General features: G+C 63.0%; 27 protein-coding genes. 12 read left to right on the top strand and 15 right to left on the bottom strand.

Annotation, left to right across the window (positions count from 1 at the left end):
- Nucleotides 1-32: 32 nt before the first annotated feature.
- Complete coding sequence (locus tag G4G27_RS12350; RefSeq protein ID WP_183108942.1) at nucleotides 33-1,343, bottom strand: ATP-binding protein; 1,311 nt, start codon at nucleotides 1,341-1,343, stop codon at nucleotides 33-35.
- The gene (locus G4G27_RS12345; RefSeq protein ID WP_183108941.1) at nucleotides 1,343-2,053 is read right to left on the bottom strand and encodes a response regulator transcription factor; all 711 of its coding nucleotides are present in this window, start codon (nucleotides 2,051-2,053) and stop codon (nucleotides 1,343-1,345) included. The genes G4G27_RS12350 and G4G27_RS12345 overlap by 1 nt, the downstream gene beginning before the upstream one ends.
- A 91-nt stretch (nucleotides 2,054-2,144) precedes the next feature.
- On the opposite strand from G4G27_RS12345, the gene G4G27_RS12340 reads away from it, so the two are divergent.
- The gene (locus tag G4G27_RS12340) at nucleotides 2,145-2,564 is read left to right on the top strand and encodes a hypothetical protein (RefSeq protein WP_183108940.1); all 420 of its coding nucleotides are present in this window, start codon (nucleotides 2,145-2,147) and stop codon (nucleotides 2,562-2,564) included.
- Nucleotides 2,565-2,644: 80 nt separating this feature from the next.
- Here G4G27_RS12340 and G4G27_RS12335 read toward each other — a convergent pair whose 3' ends face one another.
- The 3 genes from G4G27_RS12335 to G4G27_RS12325 form a co-directional block, all read right to left on the bottom strand.
- Entirely contained in the window at nucleotides 2,645-3,514 is an 870-nt protein-coding gene (locus G4G27_RS12335; protein ID WP_183108939.1) for a helix-turn-helix transcriptional regulator, read from the bottom strand.
- 75 nt (nucleotides 3,515-3,589) lie between these two features.
- The gene (locus G4G27_RS12330) at nucleotides 3,590-3,814 is read right to left on the bottom strand and encodes a hypothetical protein (protein ID WP_183108938.1); all 225 of its coding nucleotides are present in this window, start codon (nucleotides 3,812-3,814) and stop codon (nucleotides 3,590-3,592) included.
- Between the two features lie 11 nt (nucleotides 3,815-3,825).
- A complete protein-coding gene (locus G4G27_RS12325; protein ID WP_183108937.1) occupies nucleotides 3,826-4,689 on the bottom strand; it encodes a MipA/OmpV family protein in 864 nt (287 codons plus the stop codon).
- A gap of 135 nt (nucleotides 4,690-4,824) precedes the next feature.
- Between G4G27_RS12325 and G4G27_RS12320 the strand changes: the two genes are divergently transcribed.
- The 10 genes from G4G27_RS12320 (at nucleotide 4,825) to G4G27_RS12275 (ending at nucleotide 13,443) form a co-directional block, all read left to right on the top strand.
- Nucleotides 4,825-5,565 (top strand): response regulator, encoded by a 741-nt coding sequence (locus tag G4G27_RS12320; RefSeq protein WP_183108936.1) that lies wholly within the window; start codon nucleotides 4,825-4,827, stop codon nucleotides 5,563-5,565.
- Nucleotides 5,543-6,985 (top strand): HAMP domain-containing sensor histidine kinase, encoded by a 1,443-nt coding sequence (locus G4G27_RS12315; RefSeq protein ID WP_183108935.1) that lies wholly within the window; start codon nucleotides 5,543-5,545, stop codon nucleotides 6,983-6,985. Before G4G27_RS12320 ends, G4G27_RS12315 begins: the two co-directional genes overlap by 23 nt.
- A 28-nt stretch (nucleotides 6,986-7,013) precedes the next feature.
- A complete protein-coding gene (locus tag G4G27_RS12310; RefSeq protein ID WP_183108934.1) occupies nucleotides 7,014-7,436 on the top strand; it encodes a GNAT family acetyltransferase in 423 nt (140 codons plus the stop codon).
- Complete coding sequence (locus G4G27_RS12305) at nucleotides 7,433-7,783, top strand: ArsC family reductase (protein WP_183108933.1); 351 nt, start codon at nucleotides 7,433-7,435, stop codon at nucleotides 7,781-7,783. The genes G4G27_RS12310 and G4G27_RS12305 overlap by 4 nt, the downstream gene beginning before the upstream one ends.
- An 82-nt stretch (nucleotides 7,784-7,865) precedes the next feature.
- Entirely contained in the window at nucleotides 7,866-8,303 is a 438-nt protein-coding gene (locus G4G27_RS12300; RefSeq protein ID WP_183108932.1) for a hypothetical protein, read from the top strand.
- 65 nt (nucleotides 8,304-8,368) lie between these two features.
- Nucleotides 8,369-9,232 carry a 3-methyl-2-oxobutanoate hydroxymethyltransferase gene (gene panB / locus G4G27_RS12295; protein ID WP_183108931.1) on the top strand — a complete coding sequence of 288 codons (864 nt, stop codon included), beginning with the start codon at nucleotides 8,369-8,371 and terminating at the stop codon, nucleotides 9,230-9,232.
- A gap of 114 nt (nucleotides 9,233-9,346) precedes the next feature.
- Nucleotides 9,347-10,042, top strand: a complete 696-nt coding sequence (locus tag G4G27_RS12290) for a tetratricopeptide repeat protein (protein ID WP_183108930.1) — start codon at nucleotides 9,347-9,349, stop codon at nucleotides 10,040-10,042.
- A complete protein-coding gene (locus tag G4G27_RS12285) occupies nucleotides 10,039-11,361 on the top strand; it encodes a PQQ-like beta-propeller repeat protein (protein WP_183108929.1) in 1,323 nt (440 codons plus the stop codon). Before G4G27_RS12290 ends, G4G27_RS12285 begins: the two co-directional genes overlap by 4 nt.
- Before the next feature lie 96 nt (nucleotides 11,362-11,457).
- Entirely contained in the window at nucleotides 11,458-12,831 is a 1,374-nt protein-coding gene (gene der / locus G4G27_RS12280) for a ribosome biogenesis GTPase Der (RefSeq protein ID WP_183108928.1), read from the top strand.
- 171 nt (nucleotides 12,832-13,002) lie between these two features.
- Nucleotides 13,003-13,443, top strand: coding sequence for an Hpt domain-containing protein (locus G4G27_RS12275; protein WP_183108927.1), 441 nt, complete (start codon nucleotides 13,003-13,005; stop codon nucleotides 13,441-13,443).
- A 35-nt stretch (nucleotides 13,444-13,478) separates the two neighbouring features.
- On the opposite strand, the gene bfr is transcribed toward G4G27_RS12275, so the two are convergent.
- From bfr to G4G27_RS24165, 9 genes are all read right to left on the bottom strand, one after another.
- On the bottom strand, nucleotides 13,479-13,961 hold the full coding sequence (bfr, locus tag G4G27_RS12270) for a bacterioferritin (RefSeq protein WP_183108926.1): 483 nt from the start codon (nucleotides 13,959-13,961) through the stop codon (nucleotides 13,479-13,481).
- Between the two features lie 99 nt (nucleotides 13,962-14,060).
- Nucleotides 14,061-14,231, bottom strand: a complete 171-nt coding sequence (locus G4G27_RS12265; RefSeq protein WP_183108925.1) for a (2Fe-2S)-binding protein — start codon at nucleotides 14,229-14,231, stop codon at nucleotides 14,061-14,063.
- A 97-nt stretch (nucleotides 14,232-14,328) separates the two neighbouring features.
- Nucleotides 14,329-14,802, bottom strand: coding sequence for a hypothetical protein (locus G4G27_RS12260; RefSeq protein ID WP_183108924.1), 474 nt, complete (start codon nucleotides 14,800-14,802; stop codon nucleotides 14,329-14,331).
- Between the two features lie 149 nt (nucleotides 14,803-14,951).
- Nucleotides 14,952-17,171, bottom strand: coding sequence for a phosphoribosylformylglycinamidine synthase subunit PurL (purL, locus tag G4G27_RS12255; protein ID WP_183108923.1), 2,220 nt, complete (start codon nucleotides 17,169-17,171; stop codon nucleotides 14,952-14,954).
- Nucleotides 17,172-17,202: 31 nt separating this feature from the next.
- Complete coding sequence (locus G4G27_RS12250; protein ID WP_183108922.1) at nucleotides 17,203-18,651, bottom strand: phospholipase D-like domain-containing protein; 1,449 nt, start codon at nucleotides 18,649-18,651, stop codon at nucleotides 17,203-17,205.
- Entirely contained in the window at nucleotides 18,648-18,986 is a 339-nt protein-coding gene (arsC, locus tag G4G27_RS12245; RefSeq protein WP_183108921.1) for an arsenate reductase (glutaredoxin), read from the bottom strand. The genes G4G27_RS12250 and arsC overlap by 4 nt, the downstream gene beginning before the upstream one ends.
- Entirely contained in the window at nucleotides 18,983-20,941 is a 1,959-nt protein-coding gene (locus tag G4G27_RS12240) for a S9 family peptidase (protein ID WP_183108920.1), read from the bottom strand. Before G4G27_RS12240 ends, arsC begins: the two co-directional genes overlap by 4 nt.
- Before the next feature lie 472 nt (nucleotides 20,942-21,413).
- Nucleotides 21,414-22,505, bottom strand: a complete 1,092-nt coding sequence (pip, locus tag G4G27_RS12235; RefSeq protein WP_202049565.1) for a prolyl aminopeptidase — start codon at nucleotides 22,503-22,505, stop codon at nucleotides 21,414-21,416.
- Nucleotides 22,506-22,626: 121 nt separating this feature from the next.
- The gene (locus tag G4G27_RS24165) at nucleotides 22,627-22,896 is read right to left on the bottom strand and encodes a hypothetical protein (RefSeq protein ID WP_244624752.1); all 270 of its coding nucleotides are present in this window, start codon (nucleotides 22,894-22,896) and stop codon (nucleotides 22,627-22,629) included.
- 159 nt (nucleotides 22,897-23,055) lie between these two features.
- Here G4G27_RS24165 and rsgA point away from each other — a divergent pair, with 159 nt between their 5' ends.
- A complete protein-coding gene (gene rsgA / locus G4G27_RS12230) occupies nucleotides 23,056-23,739 on the top strand; it encodes a ribosome small subunit-dependent GTPase A (protein ID WP_345940623.1) in 684 nt (227 codons plus the stop codon).
- A 34-nt stretch (nucleotides 23,740-23,773) separates the two neighbouring features.
- Here rsgA and G4G27_RS12225 read toward each other — a convergent pair whose 3' ends face one another.
- Complete coding sequence (locus G4G27_RS12225) at nucleotides 23,774-24,112, bottom strand: hypothetical protein (RefSeq protein WP_183108918.1); 339 nt, start codon at nucleotides 24,110-24,112, stop codon at nucleotides 23,774-23,776.
- Nucleotides 24,113-24,405 lie beyond the last annotated feature (293 nt).

Raw genomic sequence — 24,405 nt, 5'->3', positions numbered from 1 at the left:
CACCGCAGCGGTTGCGTAAGAAATCGTTGCTGTCAGGCTTTCGGCAAGGAAATTTCCGCGCGCAATCCGCCCGTCGTCCGATTGGACAGATTGAGCGTGCCGCCTTCGCGCTCCACGGCGCGTGCGACGATCGCCAGGCCGAGGCCCAGGCCCTGGGTGTTACGCGCCCGCGCATCGTCGAGCCGCATGAAAGGCGTCAGCACATCGTCCAGCCGATCTTCGGGAATGCCCGGACCATTGTCCTCGACGGCGAGGATAATGCGATCGGCTTTCTTTTCGATTCTGACCTGTGCCGCGCCGCCATAATGGATCGCGTTCTCGACCAGGTTGCCGAGTGCGCGGCGGATCGCGATCTGCCTGACCTTGACCTCGAGATGCTCCGGCCCGGCATAATCCGCCGTCTCGCCACGATCCGATACTTCGTCGACGATCGTCGCGGCGAGCACGGCGATGTCGACCATTGCCGGTTGTTCCGGATCGTCCTCGCCATTGAGAAAGGCGAGCAATGACGCGACCATCGCGTTCATCTCGGCGACGTCGGCGCCAATCGCATCACGCACTTGCGGCTCGGCCACGCCATCGAGGCGCAGCTGAATGCGCGACAAGGGCGTGCGGATATCATGGCCGACCGCGGCGAGCGCTTGAGTACGATCCTTGATCAGCCGGTGGATGCGCAACTGCATCTCATTGAAAGCGTGAATCAGGTTGCGAACCTCGACCGTACCGCTTTCGGCGATCGCGACATGCGTGCCCGAACCGAGATGCGCGGTGGCCTCGGCCAGCCGCTGGATCGGCTGCAGCGTGCGCCGGATCAGCAAGCCGCCGACGATCAGCAAGGCAAGGGCGGGAATCAGCGCCAGCGCGATATGGCCAAGCGCGAGCGTCCATTCCCGAACAATGCCACGCGCGGAGAAATAGACCCAGCTGCCGTCGGGCAGTTTCAAGCCGCCGGTCACGATCGACCCGCGCCGCGCGCCCGCGAGACCGAGCCGCAGGTCGGACTGCGCCAGCTGCGGTTCCCAGGTGACGATCTGGCCGCGCATCTCGACCAGATCGGCGGTCAGCGGCGGCGGTGCGGGCAGGCCCTTCGCCCAATGAATCGAATAGCGATCGGTGGTCAGTTCGTTGGCCATCGCCGGCCGCGCGGATGTCTCACGCTCGGCAAGCAGTTTGCGCGTGATCACCAGATGTTCGGCCAGGCGCCGGGCTTCGTCCTCGCGCACCGAAAAGCTGCCGGCGCGTTCGTAGAGCATGGTGCTGGCGCCGAATTCCACGACCACCGTCAACAACAGGATGGCGAAGATCCGGCCGAGCAGCCCGAGCGAACCGCGCACGCGGCGCATCAGCTGCGGCTGACCTCGACGTTCAGCATGTACCCGATGCCGCGGACCGTGATGATCGGCGCCGTCTTGCCCGGAACGGAGAGCTTGCGGCGCAGCCGGCTGACCAGCACATCGACGCTGCGGTCGGACGAATCGCCGAGCCGCGTGCGCGACAATTCGATCAGTCGCTCGCGCGCGATGACGCGCTGCGGCTGGCCGAGAAAGCTTGCCAGCAAGTCGAACTCGGCACCGGTCAGCTCAACCAGCGCGCCGGTTGGCGAGCGTATTTCACGACGCGGGAAATTGACCACCCAGCCATCGAAATGCGCTTCCTTGTCGCGGCTTTCGCCCTCCTGCCGTTCCATTCCGCCGCGGCGCAGCACGGCACGGACGCGCGCGATCAGTTCGCGCGTGCCAAACGGCTTGGCAAGATAATCGTCGGCGCCGATCTCCAGCCCGACGACACGATCCGCTTCGGACCCCTTCGCGCTGATGAAGATGATCGGAACGTCGCTCTGCTTCCTGATCTGGCGACACAGGTCGATCCCGTTGGTGCCGGGCAACATGATGTCGAGCAGGACCATATCGACCGGGCCCGCTTCGAACGCGATCCACATCTCCGGCGCCGACGATGCCGGCCTGACCAGATAGCCATTTTCCTGCAGCGCGCGCGATGTGAGCGTGCGCAGCGCAGGGTCGTCTTCGACCAGGATTATCGATGGGGCGCTCATGCGGTTACGCGGGTCGTCACGGTCAATGCGGTCATGGCGTGGGACTTAGGAACGGATGGTTAGAGGGTCAACCGCCTGCGGGTCACGAATATTGTGCGCCGCAGCGTCAGCAATGATTGCTCACAATCGGGCAACGCCCCGGCCAGATGGGGGCAATGATTCGTTACCCGCAGGCGAAAGACCGGCAACGCCACGCGCCTATCTGCAGCCCATCGACCATAATCCGAAGGAATATTACGTGATCATTCGCGCTCTGCTGCCGATTGCCCTTTTGCTGCCCGCCCCCGCATTCGCCGAAACGATCTTCGACACGCACACGCTGGTGCCGATGCCGTCTGGCAAGACCGTGAAGATGTTCCGCCCGCTCGCGCAGACTGATTGCGTAACCGTCGCGCGTCATCATCAATCGGGCAAGATGCCGCTTCTGCCGGCGACGACCGCAGCCGATCAGGCTTGCGAGAAGCGCGCTGCCAATCAGAATGCGCAACAGGACGCGCAAGTTTCAATGTGATAACAGGCGCCGATCGACGTCAGCGGGCGGTTCGAATTCTTTCGCCAAAAGCCTAAGATGACTTCGCGCTGCCGGGATTGTCAGGCAGTAGCGGATACCGAGGCGCCGGTCTGAGCCGACCGCGCGAGTTCTGCGCATATTGCCGCAGTGTGTTCGTCGGCCGGAAAGGCGCATTCGATCCGCAATTCGTCGAGCGTGACGTCGCGCGGAGTCGCGAAAGTGGTGATCGTTTCGAAAAAACGCAGCTCGCCCGCATCGCTGTTGAACACCAGCGTGAGCACCGGCGACGGTTCGTTCTCCATGTCGCGGAAGCGCCAGCGCGCCGGCACGTCGGGATATTGCAGCACGTCGTGCAGCAATTGCTGCGCCTTGTGGTCGGACGGGACGGCGGCGATCTCCTCGTGCAGCAAGCGGATGAACTTGGCCGCCACTTCCGACCAGTTGGCGATGACCGAGCGGAAATCGTCCGGGTCGAACACCTGGTGCAGGATATTGCCATGCGGGCTTTCGCGGCCCTTCATCAGGAAGTGATTGACCCGGATCGCCGCCTCATTGACCATCAGCACGTTCCAGTGCCGATCGAGCACAAAGGCCGGATAGGGTTCCTGCTGAGCGATGATCAGTTCGATCGCCTGCCGCATCCGATCGAGCGCGGGTGTGGCAAGATCATTCTCCGCATATCGCGGCGCATAGCCGCCGGCGAGCAACAGCGCGTTTCGCCCGCGCAGCGGCATGCCGAGCGCATCGGCGAGCCGGGCGATGGTCTCGCGGCTGGCTTGCGCCTTGCCCGTTTCGACGCAGCTCAGATGCCGGGCAGACATGTCGGCTTCGAGCGCAAGGTCGAGCTGGCTCATGCGGCGCGCGGCGCGCCATTCGCGCAGCAATATGCCGATCGGCGGATGTGCCTCACGATTCCGCAATGCGCCCGATAATGCGCCCGATGATGTCATATTCAACCCTAACGTTCCACGATCCGCAAAACCATGACCTACCAGGTCATCGATACCCGAATCCTGCAAACCGGATCAGCAATCGATACCGGCGGCGATCCTTTCAAGCCTGCGGATCCGTTCGCGAAGGTCGGCGAGTTCGATCCGCGTCGCGTAAAGCGGGGATTGCTCGCCGGCATCAACCGTCGGCAAGCGGCGCCCGTCATCGTTGCTGCCGTCGCTGCGAATGATCCACCGGGCGACGGCGAACGCGATATGCGACGTGGCGATCGCCACACCAGCGATGGCGATACGCCGCATATCATCGTCTCCTAGAAGTGATAGGCAAGGTAAGCGCCGCCCTGCCATTGGTTGGCCGATCCGCGGCGGCTGACCAGCGGCGCATGCTCGGCATCGTTGAGCAATCGCGAATAGCTGGCGGTGGTCGCGATGATCCAGTGATCGCCGAGCCGATAGGACAGGTTGAGCGCCGCGCCCGCGTCCTTGAAGCCCTTACCGGCGTCGAATACCGGAAGTCCGCTCCGCGCCGATTGACCAGGCGTGATGCTGAAATAGGTCTGCATATAGTTGCGATCGACCCAGCTCGCCGTGCCGCTCACCGACAGGGTCAGCCGGTCGGCAAGGTCGAAATCCATGCCCGCTTCGCCCTGCGCGACGACCCCGTCATGCGCGCCCGCGACGTCTTTCGTCACCGCGAGCTGGACCCAGCCACGGCCCATTTCGACCCGCGCGGCACCGCCCAGTTCGATCGCGGCATCGACATCGCCGAGCCCGGTCAGCGCGGTATTGCGGTCCTCCGAACGGTCGCGGCGATAGCGCGCGATCGGCCCAAGCTTGATCTTTACATTTTCGGCCGGCGTGAAGCGAAGCAAATTGATGCCGATCTCGGGCCCGCGGATATAGGCGAGGTCCTTGTAGCCGACCGACACGAACGGAAAGGGCAGGACCTGATGGTCTTTTGAACCCTCATAATCTGGCATGTAGATCGCGCCCGCACCGATCGTCACTTGCCAGTCGTGATCTTCGTCCACACCATCCTGGGCATGGGCGCTCGACGTCGACAAGATTAGCGCGCCGGTGACGATCGCGCTCGACGCGACAATCAGAAAAAATCGCTTCAGGCTGGGTCGGCTCAAGGGTTTCGGCTTCAGCGGCGATTTGAAATGGTCGTTCATGATGGCTCCAGCGCTTTCCCGTTGCGGCGCCGGGTCTACGGTTGGCGAAGGGCTTTTCGATAACCGGGCGGTGTCGATTTGTTTCAATCTGTGTCGGGGGCAGACTTGGCCGCCAGCGGTGGTTAAATCCGCATCATGTCGAGTTCACGGATTCCCCATATTCTCGTCGTGGACGACGACCGGCAGATCCGCACGATGCTGGCGCGCTATCTTGGCGACCATGGCTTGCGCGTCACCATGGCCGAGGACGGCCGGCAGATGATGGCGTTGCAGGAAGGCCATCGCTTTGACGTGATCATCCTCGACGTGATGATGCCCGGTGATGACGGCTTCACGCTGTGCCAGCGGCTGCGCGCGCGCAGCACGGTGCCGATCATCCTGCTCACTGCCCGAGATACGGAAACCGATCGGGTGGTCGGGCTGGAGCTCGGCGCGGACGACTATATCGCGAAGCCGTTCAATCCGCGCGAGCTGCTCGCCCGGGTACGGGCGACCGTGAGGCGGGCAGGCATGGTCAGCGAACAGGCCGCGAGCCCGCCGCCGAGCCTGTTCCGGTTCGCCGACTGGGCGCTGGATGTTGCCAAACGGACGCTGATCTCGCCACGCGGGACGCGGCTCGACCTGACTACCGGCGAATTCGACCTGCTCGCGGCGCTGGTGCAGCATCCCCAGATTGTGTTGAGCCGCGATCAGCTACTCGATCTCGTTCATGGCCGTAGCAGCCTCAACATCGATCGCAGCATCGACGTTCAGGTCAGCCGGCTGCGGCGCAAGATCGAGGAGGATCCACAGGACCCGGTGTTGATCAGGACGGTGCGCAATGGCGGCTATCTGTTCACCGCCGATGTCAGCCATGGGCATTTCCATGGTGGCTGACCGGATCTGGGCATTCAATCGCCTGAAGCTTGCGCCGCGGATTGCATTCGCGATCTTCCTGACCATTTGCGCCACCTTTCTGCTCAATCAGGCGCTTCGCGCGATGATTCCGCCGCCGCCGTTCCTGGTGGTGCAAAGGAACTGGCTGATCGACGCCATTGCCGACGGTGCGCGCCGGGCTCCGGTCCTGTCGAACCCGGCGCACGACGACGTGCCACTGCAAGTGGCTGCGTCCCGCTACCTGGATTTCAACGTCAGCACGAAAGTGCCCGATCCTGATACCGGCGGCGGCGCGCTGATCGGCGAGGTTCTGCGGCGATCCGTCGCGCAGAATCTTCATTGCCCCGTCGAGCGGGTGCGGGTCGCGATGGAGCCCTATGACCAGAATAATCTGGAGCGCACGGTCCGCACGGCGGTGGTGATCATTCCGGAACTGCCGGCGCTGCTGACCGCGGAGTCGCTGGCCAACACCAAGAGCAGCGTGCTCGGCGATTTCGCGATCTCGGTGCGGCTCGACGGCGGCGCCTGGATGACGGTCACGCCGCGCAATGTCTCCGGCCCATGGCGGCATTATGCGCGCTATTTCATCGGCGTTACGGGGTATCTGCTGATCATCATCGTCTTCTCGGTGTGGATGGCGCGCAGCATCGTCGTGCCGCTCTCCAGGCTCGCAGCGGCGGCGGAACAGCTCGGGCGCAATCGCGAACCGACATTGATCACCGGTATGCGGCTGCCCGAATATGTCGCGATTTCGGACACGTTCAACACGATGCAGCTGCGCTTGAAGCGCTTCATCGACGAACGCATGGCCATGCTGGCGGCGATCTCGCATGATCTGCGCACGCCACTGACCAGGCTACGCCTGATGGCCGAATATGTCAGCGATCCGGCACAGCGCGACCAGCTCCTGCTCAATGTCAGCGAGATGGAGACGATGGTCAGCGACGCGCTTGCCTTTATGGGGGCGGAGGCACGGCGCGAGCCGATCGAGACGGTCGATGTGGCGGCACTGCTGATCAGCCTGACCGACGATTATTGCGATGCCGGGGAGCGGGTATCGTATAGCGGCCCGGACCATGCGGACCTGCCGTGCCGCCCGGTCGCGCTCAAACGCGCTTTCTCGAACCTGATCGCCAATGGCTGCAAATATGGCGGCGCGGTGGACGTTGTATTGCGCGTCGGCCCGGCCACGTTCGCGGTCGAGGTGCATGACGAAGGCGCGGGCATTCCGCCGGATCAGGCGGCGCGCGCGTTCGAGCCGTTCGAGCGGCTCGAAACATCGCGTAGTCGCGAGACCGGCGGGTCCGGCCTGGGTCTCGCGATCAGCCGTGATATTATACGTGGCCATGGCGGCGAGATCGGCTTTGACTGGCCCGATGCCGGTTTTACCGTATGGGTGTCGTTGCCGCGACCGGGCTGACAGCAGAGACAAAGACCGGAACAGCTGAATGTTTGAAATCGCGATTGCAGAGCCGGCCGACGCACCGGCAATTGTCGCCTTGTGGGAGGTGTGCGGGCTGACGCGGCCATGGAATGATCCGCTTGCCGATTACACTCTCGCGCTGAACACGGCCGCGAGCACCATCCTCATCGCACGTGAAGGGGGCCGGATCGTCGCGAGTGTGATGGTCGGGTTCGATGGGCATCGTGGCTGGATCTATTATCTCGCGGTCGCGCCCGATGCGCGGCGCAGCGGACATGGGCGGGCGATGATGGCGGCCGCCGAGCGCTGGTTGCGCGATTTGGGCGCGCAGAAATTGCAGCTCATGGTGCGCGACGATAATGAGGCGGCGCTTGGCTTCTACGCGACGCTCGGGCTTGAGCCGCAAAAGGTCGTGACGCTCGGGCGATTTCTGAAGGACGATCAATGACGGTGATGTACGGCATCAAGAATTGCGACACGATCAAAAAGGCGCGAACCTGGCTTGCCGATCATCAAATCGCCTATGATTTTCATGACTATAAATCTGCCGGGATCGATGCGGCAACGCTGCGGCGCTGGGCGGCGGTTGTTGGCTGGGAAGTGCTGCTCAATCGCGCCGGCACGACCTTCCGCGCGTTGCCCGATGCTGACAAGGCCGATATCGACGAAGACAAGGCGATCGCGTTGATGATCGCCGGCCCGTCGATAATCAAACGTCCGGTCCTCGATACCGGCGCTACGATCCTGGTTGGGTTCAAGCCGGATGCCTATGCCGCGGCGGAATTGGACTCCTGATCTTCGGCAATCGGGCCGAATCGGGCCCGATTGCATTTCTGCCGCCGAAGAGTCATGCTGATCCTCAAACGGGGAGGGTATAATGGCAAGTTTTGGGGGAAAACCGCCGGTCTGGTTCTGGATCGCTGCGATCGTCATCACGCTATGGGGCGCGCTGGGTGTGGCGGCATTCTACATGGATGTCGCGATGAGCGACGCCGCCAAGGCGCAGTTGAGCGATTATGACCGGACCTTGCTGGCCAGCCGGCCCTCCTGGTTCGTCTGGCTATATGCGGTGGCGACGATCAGCGGCCTGCTCGGGGGCATCGCGCTGCTTGCACGCTCGGCCTATGCGCGGCTGTTCTTCATTGTGTCGCTGATCGGCGTGATCCTGCAATTCGGGTGGATTTTCGCGGTCACCGACCTGATCGCGATCAAGGGCTTCGTCGCGGCTTGCGCTTTCCCGATCTTCATCGTGATCGTCGCCGTGCTGCAAGTGTGGTTCGCCGATGTCGCGCGGAAGCGAGGCTGGATCGCCTGATCGGATGCCCGATGGGATTATTGTCGCGCTGGCATCGGCGCGTCCGATCCGCTAGTTCGCAGGTCATGTCCACGACCTATACGATCGATACGTCGACCAGCCGCGCCAATCCGATGCCGGCGCCGATGAAACGCCTGACGGTTCCGGCGATCCTCAACCGCAAGGGCAAGGAGCCGCTGGTGATGCTCACCGCATACACCGTGCGGATGGCGCAACTACTCGACCCGCATTGCGACATATTGCTGGTCGGCGACAGCCTGGGGCAAGTTATCTACGGCTTCCCGTCGACGCTTCAGGTAACGCTCGATATGATGTGCGCGCATGGCGCTGCGGTGGTACGTGGCAGCTATCATTCGCTGGTCGTGATCGACATGCCGTTCGGCAGCTATGAGGGAAGTCCCGAACAGGCTTTCGCCTCGGCGTCGCGGGTTATGTCGGAAACCGGCGCCGCGGCGATCAAGATGGAGGGTGGTGAGGCGATGGCGCCGACCGTTGCATTCCTGTCTGCACGCGGCATTCCGGTCATGGGGCATATCGGCCTGACGCCACAGGCGGTGAATGCGCTTGGCGGCTATGGCGCACGTGGACGGACCAACGCCGAACACGCCAAGATCGTCGCCGATGCGCGCGCGATCGCCGATGCCGGCGCCTTCGCGATCGTCGCGGAAGGCATTGTCGAGCCGCTCGCGCGGACCATCACCGCCGAAGTGTCCTGCCCGGTGATCGGCATCGGCGCCTCGGCCGATTGTGACGGGCAGGTGCTGGTGACAGAGGACATGCTCGGCATGTTCGAACGCACGCCGCGCTTCGTGAAGAAATTTGACGATCTTGCCGGCCGTATTTCCGCCGCGGTCGAAACCTATGCAACCGATGTACGGTCACGGGCATTTCCCGGGCCGGATCAGACCTATCAACCCAAGACCGATTGAACCGCGGCGGATCGCCCGGCACCGATTGACCTGAAGATTGAGTCACTTCCGTTTGCCCGCCGCCGCCGCTAAGGTCCGGCCCTTCCCGTCCTGACACCGTATCTGGAGCCTGCCTTGGCCGTCCCGCCGAACACCGACGAAGCATTCCTGCGTGAGGTCGATGAAGAACTCCGTCGCGACCAGCTGGCCAGCTATTGGACACGGTATGGCCGCTGGCTGATCGTGGTGATCATCGTCGGCCTCGCGGCATTCGGCGGCTTTCTCTATTGGAAGCATCACAGTGCCGAAGTCGCCGGCAAACAGGGCGAACAGCTTCAGGCGTTGGTCGATAACGCCGGCACCAAGCCCGCCGACCCCAAGGTGCTTCAGGAACTCGCCACATCGAATGTCGATGGTTACCAGGCCATCGCCCGGTTTGCTCAGGCGGACGCGTTGCTCGACAAGCGGGATTTGAAGGGCTCAGCCGCCAAATTTGGTGAGATCGCCGCAGACGCTTCGCTGGCGCAGCCGTTCCGCGATCTCGCGCTGATCCGTCAGACCTCGGCCGAATACGACACGTTGAAGCCCGATGTTATCGTCAACCGCCTGCGACCGCTTGCGGTCAAGGGCAATCCCTGGTTCGGAAGCGCGGGCGAGCTGGTCGCGGCCGCCTATCTGCGAATGAACCGGCCCGATCTGGCAGGCCCCTTGTTCGGCCAGATCGCCCGCGAAGAGACCGTTCCAGCCACGCTCCGTCAACGTGCGGTTCAGATGGCTGGCGTACTGGGTATCGACGCCGTCGACACACCTGAGGAAAAGAAAGCACCATGATGACAGGGAAGAGGGTGCCGCTCGCGATCGCGGCTCTCCTGGCGCTCAGCGCTTGCGGCATATTCAAGGGCGGTCAGAAAAAGACGCCGGTGCTGGGGGATCGTGTGCCGATCCTGTTGTCGGAAAGCGCAAGCGAGCCGGACAAGACGATCGCGGCGGTCCAGGTGCTGTTGCCGCCGCCGGCGGTCAATGATTCCTGGGCGCAACCGGGCGGCAATTCGGCCAAGTCGATGGGCCAGCTCGCGCTCGGTGAATCGCTGTCGCGCGCATGGAGCGCGAGCGTCAATGGCGGGTCGAATCGTCAGCGCCTGGCGGCGCCCCCGGTCGTGGCCGGCGGCCGCCTATACGCGATGGATGTCGATGCGACGGTCTCGGCCTTTGCCGCTGATACCGGCGCGAAAATCTGGTCGAAGACGATCGCCAAGGAAAACACCAACAAGGCCGCGCGTTTCGGTGGTGGTGTCAGTTTCGAAGACGGCAAACTTTATGCGACCGACGGCGTCGGCGATGTCGTCGCCTTGAACGCCGCCGACGGGACGGAGCTATGGCGCGCGAAGCCGGGCGGCCCGCTGCGCGGTGCGCCGACCATCGCCAATGGCAATCTCTATGTCCTGAGCCAGGATAATCAGCTTTTCGCTATCGCACTCGCCGATGGCACGGTCGGCTGGACTCAGTCGGGCTCGCTCGAATCGCAGGGGGTGTTCGGCGTTGCCGCACCCGCCGCGGCGCAAGGGTCGGTCGTGGCCGGTTTCTCGTCGGGCGAACTCAACGCCTATCGTTACGAAAATGGCCGGGCGTTGTGGCAGGACGCATTGTCGCGTTCGGCCATCTCGACCTCGGTGTCGTCGCTGGCGGATATCGATGCCGCGCCGGTGATCGATCAGGGCCGCGTCTATGCGGTTGGGCAGGGCGGTCGTACAGTGGCGATCGATCTCGCGACCGGCCAGCGTGTCTGGGCGCAGAATTTCGCCGGTATCTCCACGCCGTGGATCGCGGGCGAATGGCTGTTCCTCATCACTGACGATGCGCGGCTCGTCTGCCTGACGCGCTCGACCGGACTGGTGCGCTGGATCAGCCAGTTGCCGGCCTATAAGAACGTCAAGAAGCGCAAGCATCCGATCACATGGTTCGGTCCGTTGCTCGCCGGCAATCGTCTGGTTCTGACCAATTCGGAAGGCGAGATCGTCTCCGCATCGGTCAGCAATGGCGAAGTCCAGTCGACGATCAAGGGCGGCGCATCGATCAGCCTTCCGCCGATCGTCGCGAACAACACGCTCTATGTGCTCGACATGAAGGGCCGCATCACCGCCTATCGTTGATCCTGTAAGGGGCTCTTTCCTGCGGAAGGAGCCCTTGTTCGCATCGGGTTGAGCGCTGGGGTGACGTTTGCTGCGGAGCAGCGTAAAGGCACGCTCATGTCCAAACTTCCCAAGGTCGCGATTGTCGGCCGGCCCAATGTCGGCAAATCGACCCTGTTCAACCGCCTCGTCGGCAAGAAGCTCGCGCTGGTCGATGACCGGCCCGGCGTGACGCGCGATCGTCGCGAAGGCGATGCCACGCTTGTCGGCATGGAATTCCGCATTATCGACACCGCCGGTTACGAGGATCAGGACGCCGCCTCGCTTCCCGGCCGGATGCGCGCACAGACCGAAGAGGCCGTTGCGCAGGCCGATGTCGCGCTGTTCATGATCGATTCGCGGGTTGGTCTGGTGCCGCTCGACGAGGAAATCGCGCGCTGGCTGCGTGGATCGAACACGCCGGTCGTGCTTGTCGCGAACAAGGCGGAAGGCAAGGCGGGCGAAGCCGGCATTCTAGAATCGCTCTCGCTCGGCTTTGGCGACCCGGTCCAGCTCTCCGCCGAGCATGGCGAGGGCATGGGCGATCTGTTCGACGCGCTTCTCCCGCATATCGAGCATGACGATATCGAGGAGGAGGAGGAGGAAGAAGAGGATCCCGAGAACCCGGATGCGCCGCTCAAGTTGGCGATCGTCGGACGGCCCAATGCAGGCAAATCGACGCTGATCAACAAGATGCTCGGGCAGGAACGTCTGATCACCGGCCCGGAAGCTGGCATCACGCGTGATTCGATCGCGATCGAATGGCTGTGGAACGACCCCGACCGGGGCGAACGCGCGGTCCGACTGATCGACACGGCGGGCATGCGCAAGCGCGCCAATGTGCAGGACAAGCTCGAAAAGCTTTCCGTTGCCGACGCGCTTCATGCGATCGATTTCGCCGAAGTCATCGTGCTGCTGCTGGATGCCACGCGTGGTCTCGAGGCACAGGATCTGCGCATCGCCGACAGCGCGCTGCAGGAAGGGCGCGCACTGGTCGTCGCGCTCAACAAATGGGATGTGGCGGAAAATGCCTCCAGCCTGTTCAATGGCGTCAAAGCGGCGCTGGAGGAGGGGTTGAGCCAAGTCAGGGGCGTGCCGCTGATGACCGTATCGGCAGCGACCGGCAAGGGCATCGATATGCTGATGAAGGTCGCGTTCGAAACGCGCGAGGCCTGGTCGAAGCGTGTCGGAACCGGTGAGCTCAATCGCTGGTTCGAAAAGGCGATCGAAGCCAATCCACCGCCTGCGCCTGGCGGCAAGCGCATCAAGCTGCGTTATCTCACCCAGGCCAAGACGCGCCCGCCGGGCTTCGTCCTGTTTGGCACGCGTGTCGATCAGTTGCCGATGAGTTACCAACGCTATCTGATCAACGGCATCCGCCGTGACCTGGGCTTCGGTGCTGTGCCAGTGCGGCTGACCCTGCGCGCGCCGAAGAATCCGTTCGACCGATAAGCCTTGGTCCATCCAGATTGGATGCATCGGCCGATAATATTTACCGATCGAGCCACAATAACGAGCTGAATAGCAGGCCTGCAGGGTGAGAATAGGGCCCGCTACGGCCCTTCTGTCAATCCATCCTTTACGGACGTCGCGTAGAGATAGCGTGAAACCTCTGGGGCATTCATGGCCAAAGGGGAGGAGACGACAGTGTCATTTGAGGGTAGCACATTGGTCGATTGGACCGCCTTCTCGCGTTCGCGCAGCGAACTCGGGGCGGGATTCGTGCGTATCCTGGGCTATTTCCGCGAAGATGGCGTGAAGTCGGTCGCGGCGATCGAGGCGGCGATGCGTGCCCAGAATGCCGCCGCGCTGATCATCCCGTCACATACGCTGAAGGGCGAAGCGCGGCAGTTCGGCGCGGAACCGCTGGGCGAACTCGCCGAGCAAATCGAAACCATCGCGCGCGACTGTGTGGAAAGTCATGACACGCCCGAACAGGCGCTGCAGCACGTCGTCAAGCTGCGTTCGTTGTTCGAAGACACGCTCACCTTGCTCGAGCGCGAGGCCAACCCGCTGGTCGAACGCCGCCCGGCCGCCTTTGGACGGCGACCGCTGGCCGACTGAGCAGGCATGTTTCCGCCAGTCGATATCGGCCGGTTTTATTCGCCCTCTTCGGCTTTTGAATTGAGCTGGATGTAATTCTCCAGTCCCATCCGCTCGATCATCTCGAACTGGCGCTCAAGCGTGTCGACATGTTCTTCCTCGCTGTCGAGAATGCGGCGGAACAGGTCGCGGCTGACATAGTCGCGCACGCTTTCGCTATGCTCGATCGCGTCGCGGAGCAGCGGCAGCGCCTCCATCTCGAGCGCAAGATCCGCCTTGAGTACTTCCTCGACCGATTCGCCGATACGCAGGCGTCCGAGCAGCTGGAAATTGGGCAGGCCGTCGAGGAACAGGATGCGTTCCGACAACCAGTCGGCATGCTTCATCTCGTCGATCGATTCGTGCCGCTCGAAATCGGCGAGCTTCTTCACGCCCCAATGATCGAGCAGCCGATAATGCAGCCAATATTGGTTGATCGCGGTCAGCTCGTTCTTGAGCGCCTCGTTCAGATAATCGATGACTTTCGCGTCGCCCTTCATGGCACGTATCTCCATTCGTTACGCTGATAATAGCGCAACGAGCCGGACACGAACAGTCAAAAAATGGCGGAATTCTGCGGTTTTTTGGGGCTGAGAACGCTACGCAGCAGCACGTTCAGAATCGATAATGGATCGCGCGAACGGGACGCACTGGCCGCATTTCGGCCGGCGGCCAAGCGCGCGATAAGCCTGGCAGGCGCTGGTCGCGCCCTGACGCGCCGCTTCACGCACATCACGTTCCCGAATCGCATTACAAACGCAGACGACCATTGGATGCTCCACCGCTTCGTCCCTTAAGTAGGGCTAATGCGAACTACTCGCAAGCGAATTTGCGGTTGATTCGCAAAAGCTGGCGAAGGAGGGAGATTCAAATCCAGCGACGTGCTTGTCGGGATACCAATGCGATTGGAATTCCGACCAGCAAGATATGGCAAAACAGCTGAGTCGCGATCTCTGTCGGGGCGAGAATCGGAAACCTGGTCGGCCAGCGCGCCGGCAGGACGAGCCAGTACATCACCAGCCATGTCAGAATGCCATAACCGATCCCGCTGAGTAGCGGACGACGATCGATCATCACGGCGCGCGATGCCGCAACGATATAGACCGATGCCATGACCAGCATGATCGCAAAATGCAGCACCAGGCCGACAAGAGCGGGAACCGCGACACTATCAAAGGCGCCGGCATCGATCACCGCGCTGCCGATCCCCCGCAGCACGCCGGCCGGGCTGCCGCCGGTGATGATTGCCAGGATGAAAGCGGCGAGAAGGTCGAGCGTGCCGGCGATCGTCGTGGCAATGGCGATCGCGCGCCAGATCGACGCGGTTGAATAGGTCGGCATGATATTCCCCCGATTATCACGGAGGAAAGTACAGGTTACGGCGCGGCGGGTCTATCGCGCAGCGCAACAGCCACGCGGGTCGGCGGTTCCAAAACGGATCACCGATAAAGGGACGGGCCTTGGGCATCGGTCAATCGCGACCGTCACCCTCAGACGATGATGTTTTCACCCATCAAGGCCGGGAAGAAGCCTTCATGTGCGGTACGCAGCTGCGCCAGCGTCACGACATGATCGTCGTCGGTCAGTTCGAAGATCAGCCGGTCGGCGATCGTCCGGCCGATCCGCTCCATCTCGACGCCTGCGGCATGCGCGGCGGAGAGCGTGTCGAGCAGCGCATGATCGGCGACCGTCGCGATATAGAGCCCCTGATCCTCGCCGAACAGCGAACAGGCGACGCCGCAGGGCAGGGGCGTGTGAAGCATCGCGCCGATATTTCCGGCCAGCGCCATCTCCGCGATGGCGACCGCGACGCCGCCGTCCGACACGTCATGGACCGCGGTCAGCGCTCCCGCCGCGATGGCGCGGCGTACGAATTCGCCATTGCGGCGCTCGGCATCGAGATCGACCGGCGGCGGCGGGCCTTCCTCGCGGCCATGCACTTCGCGCAGCCATAGCGACTGGCCGAGATGGCCCTGACGGGTACCGATCAGCACGATCACGTCGCCGGTCGCCTTGAAGGCGATGGTCGCCGATTTCGACCAGTCGGCGAGCAAGCCGACGCCGCCGATCGCGGGCGTCGGCAGGATCGCCGATCCGGTGCCGTCGTCATTCTTGGTTTCATTGTAGAGCGAGACGTTGCCGCTCACGATCGGGAAGTCGAGCGCCTTGCACGCCTCCGCCATTCCCTCGATGCAGCCGACGAACTGGCCCATGATCTCGGGCCGCTGCGGGTTGCCGAAATTCATGCAATCGGTCGTGGCAAGCGGCTTGGCGCCGACCGCGCTGAGATTGCGATAAGCCTCGGCAATCGCCTGTTTGCCGCCTTCATAGGGGTCGGCATAGCAATAGCGCGGCGTGCAATCGGTGGTGATCGCCAGGCCCTTGTTTGTGCCATGGACGCGAACGACAGCGGCATCGCCCCCGGGGCGCTGCACCGTGTCGCCGCCAACCATGTGATCATATTGTTCCCAGATCCAGCGCCGGCTGGCGATGTCGGGTGATGCCATCAGGGTCAACAGGTCAGCTGCGATGTCGGTCGTCGCGGGCACATTGGTCAGTGGTGCGGGCGGCGGGGTCTTGACCCAGGGGCGGTCATAGGCAGGCGCCTCGTCGGCAAGGGGGCCGAGCGGAATGTCGCACACCGTCTCACCCTTGAAGGTCAGCACCATGCGGCCGGTGTCGGTGACGTGACCGATTACCGCGAAATCGAGCTCCCACTTCTTGAAGATACCTTCCGCAAAATCCTCGCGGCCCGGCTTGAGCACCATGAGCATGCGCTCCTGGCTTTCGCTCAGCATCATCTCATAGGGCGTCATGCCAGTCTCTCGGCAGGGTACGGCATCCATGTTCAGTTCGATGCCGACCCCGCCCTTGGAGGCCATCTCGACGCTCGAGGAGGTCAGACCGGCCGCACCCATATCCTGGATGGCGACGATCGCATCCGAGGCCATCAGTTCGAGGCAGGCCTCGATCAGCAGCTTTTCGGTGAACGGATCGCCGACCTGCACGGTGGGGCGCTTCTCCTCCGAATCCTCGGAGAAATCGGCCGAGGCCATGGTCGCGCCATGGATACCGTCGCGACCGGTCTTGGATCCGACATAGACGATCGAATTGCCGATGCCGCTGGCGGCGGAATAGAAGATCTTGTCGGTCTCAGCGACGCCGACGGTCATCGCATTGACCAGGATGTTGCCGTCATAGGCGCGGTGGAAATTCACCTCACCGCCGACCGTCGGCACGCCGACGCAATTGCCGTAACCGCCAATGCCATGGACGACGCCGGCGATCAGGTGGCGCATCTTGGGATGATCGGGCCGGCCGAAACGCAACGCGTTGAGATTCGCCATTGGCCGCGCGCCCATGGTGAACACATCGCGCAGGATGCCGCCGACTCCGGTCGCCGCACCCTGATAGGGCTCGATATAGGACGGGTGGTTGTGGCTCTCCATCTTGAAGATCGCCGCCTGGCCGTCGCCGATATCGATCACGCCGGCATTCTCGCCGGGTCCGCAAATTACCTGCGGGCCTGTGGTCGGCAGCTTTTTCAGATGGATACGGCTGGATTTATAGGAGCAATGCTCCGACCACATGACCGAAAAAATGCCCAGCTCGGTGATGTTCGGCTCGCGCCCCATGGCGTGCAGGACACGCTCATATTCTTCGGGCGACAGGCCGTGCTCGGCAACGATTTGCGGTGTGATCTCGCTCATGCGGCGGCTCTAACGACAGCGGGGAGATTCGTCACCCCTTACGGCGCTTCCAGAACCTCAATCGCCGAAACAAGCCGCGCTTGGCGCTGACCTCGAACATTTCACTCGGGCCTTCGGGATCGAACACTTCATTGTCGGCCAACCATTTCTCGACCTCGCCAAGGTCGGGCACCTCGTACGGCAGCAGCGTCTTGCCCGGTCCGCGAAGTCGCTCGATCGCCTCGATCAACGAACCGGTCTGGTCGATCGCCGCCATGACTTCATCGATCTCCAGCCCGAGATGTTCGGCGATCAGGCCGTCACGGATCGCCCGGACGCACGCCGGGTCGGCACCGCGATCGGCGTCGATCGTCACATCGCATTCGGTGTCGAGCCGCATCGAGCGGTTGTTGAAATTGGACGATCCGACGCGCAGCACGCGGTCGTCGATGATCAGGATCTTGGCATGGACATAGATCGGCGCACCGCCGGCGGTATGCGGGTGATACATGCGCAGCCGGTCATGCGTGTCGCGGTGCTTCAGCGCCTCGAACAACCGCGCCCGTGCGGTGTCCATCGCGACCGGTTCCAGCCAGCCCTCGGCGGTGACCGGGTTGACGATCACCACTTCCGGCCCGTCCGCTTCGTCCAGCCGACTGGCGATCGCCTCGGCGATAACGCGCGAGGCGAAATACTGACTCTCGGCATAGATGTGCCGCGTCGCGCGTGCGATCAGGTCGAGATAGAGCGCTTCGATCTCATACGCCGCCTCGACGCCCGGCATTTCGGGCTGCGACCGCGATATCGCCACCTCGATATCATTGAAATCGACATCGAGCCCGTCGGGCCAGCAATCGGTCGATACGTCCGGCGCGTCGATCGGGTCGCCGCCCGCCAGTGCCCAGCGGTCGCGGCATAGTTCGCCCAGCGCTCCGGCGACGGGGCCCTGCAACGCGGTGGTCGCGTCGTGCCAGGGTTTATAGGGTTTGCCGTTCAGCATCCGGCTCGGCTGATCATCGAGATGCTCGCGCGTGTCCCAGCGTTCCGAGGTCATATCGATCCCGCCGCAAAAGGCGAGGCAATCGTCGATCACCACGATCTTCTGGTGATGCGACGCGGCGACCGGGTGGAAGCTGTCGAGCTTGGTGTGGATGCGCGGGTGGCGCATCCATTTGATCACGGTGAAGATGGTCTTGCCGTGCAGCAAGGACTTCACCGCGCCGACATCCCAGCGCAGCAGATAGACATTGAGATCGGCATTGCGATCGACCAGCCAGGAGATGAAGTCGCCGACATTGTGCGGCGCGCCATCCTCGACATGTTCGCCAGGCACGAGGTCGATGCGCGCGTCGAAATCCCAGCCGATCAGCAGGATCTGCTGCTTTGCCTTGAGCATCGCGGAGCGTGCCGCGCGGAAATAACGATCCGCGTCGATCAACACCGTCGCCTTGTCGACGCGTTCGATCCGCCAGCAATTGCGGCCGGGTTCGAGCCCGCTCACAGGATTTCGCGGATGCGCTCGGGCGGACGGCCCAGCCGAACGCCCTTGTCGGTTTCGACCAATGCGCGTTCGATCAGGATCGGATCGGCGACCATAGCGTCGAGGATTGTGTCGTCGTTTGCGCCGAGCAGCGCCTTCGCGCCGTCCTCGGCTTTGCGCAAACCCTCGCGCGGCGTCATGCCCGCGCGCGCATACAGCGCGGCGAGCCTGGCGCGGGTCGGCGGCGTCTTGAGATACTCGATCACCTCGACCTCGACGCCGGGCGTTTCTTTCAGGATTGCAAGTGCCTCGCGCGATTTGGAACAGCGCGGGTTATGCCAGATCGTCGCCTTCACTTCGCCGCCGCTCCTGCCGGTTTCAGATATTTGTCGAACCACGCCACGGTGCGCTTCAGCGAATCGAGCTGGTTCTCGCGCTTCTGGAAGCCATGACCTTCGGCCGGGTAGAAGATCGTCTCGACCACATTGCCCTTGGCTTTCAGGATATCGTTGACCTCCTGCGCCTGGCCGCGCGGCACGCGGATGTCGTTCTCGCCCTGAATCGTCAGCAAGGGTGCCTTGGCGGCGCGGATATAAGTCAGTGGCGAGGCGGCGTCATAGACTTTGGGGTCGGACTCGGGCGTGCCGAGCAGACCGCGCTGATAGGCCTTTAGCCGCTCGTCCTGATCGCGGTACATGGTGCGCCAGTTGATGATGCCGTACCATTGCACCGCGGCGGCGAATTCGTCGGGCGCGCGGCCGATCGCCATCAGGGTCATGAACCCGCCGTAAGAGCCGCCGAAGATGCCGACGCGCTTGGCATCGACATAGCCGGTCTGGATCAGGAAAGTCTTGGCCGCGACCGTGTCCTTCAGGTCGCCGCCGCCCAGATCCTTGAAGTTCGCTTCCTGGAACGCCTTGCCATAACCGGTCGAGCCACGGAAATTAGGCTGGATCACGACATAGCCGCGGCTGGCAAAGGCGGTTGCATAGCGGCTGTACCCGTCCTGCGATTGCCCGGTCGGCCCGCCATGCGGCAGCACGATCGCCGGATTGCCGCCGTCGCGCTTGAGGTTTGCCGGCATCGTCACGATCGCGCTGACTAATGTGCCGTCGAAGCTCTTATAGGTGACCACCTGCGACTTGGGCAGGACGGCCGGGGTCAGGCTGGCGATGGCGAGCTGAGTCGCTGGGCGCGATTCTCCGCTGGCGAGATCGTAGAGGTAGAGATTGGCGGGCGAATCCGCGCCCGAATGATTGACCAGCAAGGTCTTGCCGTCGGGCGATCGTGGGTCCGCCCCGGCGAGATAATTGACCCCCGGCGGGATGGCGATCGCGGTTTCGGTCCCGGTCGCGAGGTCGAGCCGGTAAAGCGTGCTGCGGGTATCGGCATTGGTGCCGAAGATCAGCGACTTGCCGTCGCGGGTGAAGTTGCTCGCCTCCTGCTCCCACGGCGTCGGCTTGAGCCAGCGCCAGCTTTTGGCGCCGGTGTCGTAAAGGCCGGCGTGAAGCTGGCCGGTACCCTCATCGGTGCTGACCGCGATCCATTTGCCGTCGGCGGTTGCATCGGCGGCTTGATAGACGGTGTCCGCCTTGCCCAGCAGCCTGGCCGCGGCACCACTGGCGACGTCGATCCGCCACACTTCCGCAACGCGCGAATCGACCCGGTTGCGCCCGACGATGAGCGCCGCGCCGCCGTCGATCCACGCCACTGGAGACCAGCCGAATTGCGCGTCGGCTTCGCTGGTCAGCACGCGGACCTTGCCGTCGCCGTCCATCACCGCGATGTTCGACTGGCCCTGCGACTTGAGCTTGACCGATAGCGCGATCAGCCCGTCTTTCGGACCGACCAGCATGCTGCTTTCCTGGCGATCGGGCGTGTTGGTCAGATTCTCGACCGTGCCGCCATCGACCGGCACGCGGTAGATATCGGTATATTCGTTGCCGCCGACATCCTGCTGGAAATAGACGTATTTTCCATCGGCCGAAGTGACCAGCCCGGTCTGCGAATCGTCCGACTGAGTGATCTGCACCGGCCAGCTGCCCGCCGTATCGGTGCGCCAGATATTGGTGCGGCCGGTCAGGTTGGTCGCGACGAAGATCTGCTTGCCGTCCGCGCTCCACGCCGTGCTACCGAGCGTTCGCGAGGTGCCGATATCTTCGACCGGTACGGCGCGGGCATCGGGATTGACGGGAGAGGCGACGCTTTTCGGATTGGTGACCGGCCGGTCGGGTGTCTTGACCTGCGCAGCGAGCGGGCTCGCGGCGATGGCGAAGGCGCTGATGGCAGTGGCGGCAAACAGATGGCGCACGTCGATTCTCCCCTGTGATGCCGTAATCTGGCAGAGCGGCGGGGTAGGGGAAAGGGGCGTGCCGGCACCGGACAGGCAAGGTTGAATCGGGGCCATGTCGTTCGACACTGCCGTATATCCGGCACGGATACTGCGATGGTCCCATTTTCCCGCAACTGCGCGAGTTGCTGCGGGAGAATGCTTTTTTGTGGGTTCTGCGGGAGTCTGCGGGAAAAGCTGCGGGAAGTTTGACGGATCCGCACGGGAGTTTTTCGGGGTGCTTGCGGGAATAACGGGAAATGTCGCGGCTGGGGGCATGGTTTGCTCGATTCCGGATCGCTTGATGTCAAAAACTTCGGCGGATGGACGTTGACTCGCAACGCGAGAACGCGCTCGCGCCGTAGAGCCGCTATGACGGCGCCCGAGAGACGATTGAATCAGGGCCGGGGGAATCAGGGCTGGGATGCGGTCAATCACGTCCACCCATGGCCGCCTAGCGGATCGGCGCCAGCCCATCCATGATCGCGCTCAGCGCGAGCGCCGTCTGCAACTCCATCGCACTATGGCCGGCATTGGTCCGAACATAACTAACCGGCGCGGCACCGATAGCGGCCAGGGCATCGATCAGGCGCGATGCCTGAGTCAATGGGCACACCTGATCGAAGCGGCCATGCACGATATGCATCGGAATGTCGGCAATCCGGTCGACATTCCCGAGAATGTAATCCGGCTCCAGGAACAGATGGTTGGCGAAGAAATGGGCTTCGATCTGTGCGAACGACAGTGCGAACTCGGCATCGCCGAACTTGCCCGCATCGTCGTCCTTGGGGATCAGGTTGGAGATCGTCCCCTCCCACACTGACCAGGCCAGCGCGGCGCGCAATTGAAGCGCGCGGTCGGCGTCATCTGCAGGGGCCATGTCGAAGATCGCCTTGTACGCGCGCATCATGTCGCCGCGCTGGCTGGCGGGGATAAGCTCGACGAACGCCTGCCATTCGTCGGGATAGGTGACGTAGCTACCCGGCTCGGTGAGCGCAAAAGGCGCCTCGGCAAAGGTCGCGGCATTGCCCTGATACATATAGTGCAGGTCTTCGCGCGCGCCGATAAAGATGCCGCGCAGGATCAGCGACGCAACATGCCGCGGGTGCCGGATCGCATAGACAAGCGCGAGCGTGCTGCCCCAGCTTCCGCCGAAAACATGCATCTTGCCGGCAATGCCGAGTGCCGCCCGCAGTGCGTTGATGTCCTCCACCAGATAGTCGGTCGTGTTGCGAATGAGCGCGAGGGCCGGGCCTGCCTTGGCGACGGTCGGCTCGCTCTTGCCGCATCCGCGCTGGTCGAACAGGATGATGCGATAGCGAGCGGGATCGAAGAACCGCGCCATGACCGGCGCACAAGCGCCGCCCGGTCCGCCGTGCAGGACCATGACGGGCTCCCCGGCCGGGTTGCCATATTCCTCCCAGTAGAGCTTGTGATCGGGGGCGGTATCGACCTGCAACAGCCCGCTCCGGTTTGGATCGGCCGCAGGATATTTCCACTCGTCCGTGATTGCACTGGTGGCCTGGAGCCCGGAAAAATCGATCATCTCACCCTCGCTGCTTCAGGCGCAGCTAGGCGCATCCGGCCTGCGCGGCAATTGCGATGAGCGGCTGGTTTATCGGTTCAAGTGAGTACGCACCCCTGAAAGCGGACCGGCCGCTACTGCATCAGAAGCCGACGCGGCTTGATAGGATCTCGCGATGGACCATGTTAGCGGAGCCGGCATATGCCCGAGCCGAGGGAACCGCTTGTCGGGTCAGAAAGAAAGACATTGTTGTGGCCATATGAAATCGACCGATGAGTCTTTGGAAGAGCTCGGCTGGAATGATTTTTTCAGCGAGCAGGTTTCGGTCGAGGAGGCGCAGCAATGCTTTCCCGTCCGCGTCATGGCCGTTCATCGCGGCAAGATCGCGGTCGCGGGCGCGGGGGGACAGCATTCGGTTACGCCCTATATTCCCGGTGCCTTGCCCTCAGACGATCATCCAACGGTCGGCGACTGGCTGCTGGTCGACCGTGCCACGCTGCAACCGACACGCGTCCTCCGCCGGACGAACCTGTTCAAACGGCGCGCACCGGGCGATCCGCGCAAAGAGCAGATGATCGCCGCCAACATCGACACGCTGTTCATTGTCGCCTCCTGCAACCAGGATTTCAGCGTCGCGCGGCTGGAGCGCTATCTGGTGCTGGCGCGTGACGTGGGCGTGACTCCGGTCGTGGTTCTCACCAAGACCGACCTGACGGAAACCCCGGACGTATTCGCGGCGGCGGCACGTGCGATCGAACCTGGATTGCGGGTCGAAACCGTCAACGGCCGCGATTCCGCCAGCGTGGCTCGTCTGGCTGCCTGGTGCGGCAAAGGCAAAACCGTGGCGCTTCTCGGTTCATCAGGCGTCGGCAAATCGACGCTGGTCAATACATTGCGCGGTTCGGACAGCATCGCGACCCAGGCAATTCGCGCACGTGACGATACGGGGCGCCACACGACCACCGTGCGCGAAATGCATCGACTCGATCGGGGTGGCTGGTTGCTCGACACTCCCGGCATGCGCGAATTGCAACTGGCGGACGCCGCTGCCGGCGTAGCGGAGATTTTCGATGACTTTCTCCTGGTGGCGCAGCGCTGTCGCTTCTCCGACTGCGCGCATGACAGCGAGCCCGGCTGCGCCGTTCAAGCAGCGATTGCGGAGGGCACGCTGACCTCGGAGCGTTTCAATCGCTGGCGCCAACTGGCGGCAGAGGAGGGCGTCCCCGCCGCATATCTTGGGAAGCGCCGCCGATAACGAATTCGGGTCCAAAGCCAAGGGCGCAGCCCGATCAGCGTTGCTTTTTGGTCGTGGTCGCTGTGAAGTCGGGGTCCTTTTTAGCCACCCAATCGACAAATTTGCGTATGTTGGGATTGGCCAGCAGGCCCTCCACATCCATCCCATGACGCTGCAGTTCGGAATTGGTAAAATTGGCGATTAGCGTCTGCTGGCAAATGGGGTGCATGGGCACGACGTCACGCCCGCCCCGACTTTTGGGCACGGGATGGTGCCAGACAATGGTCTTGCCAGTCGGCCGGCCACAGAGCCAGCAGAGTGGCACCGTCGCCGGAGCCTCCTCCCCGCGATGCAAGTCTCCATAGGGATCATGTTTTGAATGCTTGCGGGCCATATGTCGATCTGAATGCCTGAACTTGCGTAGCGCACCTATAGCGGTGCGGTCTGTATTGCCACACCAGCATTATTTCCGCCTGGGGTCCCCAGTCCGGCCATTCTGTCGCAAGCGGTCGCCAGGCGCGGCGCATTCAAGCTATGTGCCGGACTTTCCCCCGCCTCCCAACGATCGCACTCCGCTTATCTCATCTGTCCAGCGCTGTCATGTGGCCGACGGGTCACGATGGTTGCGCTATCTGCGTCGCCAAGCCGTTGCGCGAGCAATGATGCTTGATCTGATGTGAGACAGTT

The organism is Sphingomonas sp. So64.6b (genome assembly GCF_014171475.1).
GTDB lineage: Bacteria > Pseudomonadota > Alphaproteobacteria > Sphingomonadales > Sphingomonadaceae > Sphingomonas > Sphingomonas alpina_A.
The sequence above is the reverse complement of the archived record's forward strand: the minus strand, read 5'-3'. Positions and strand labels throughout refer to the sequence as shown.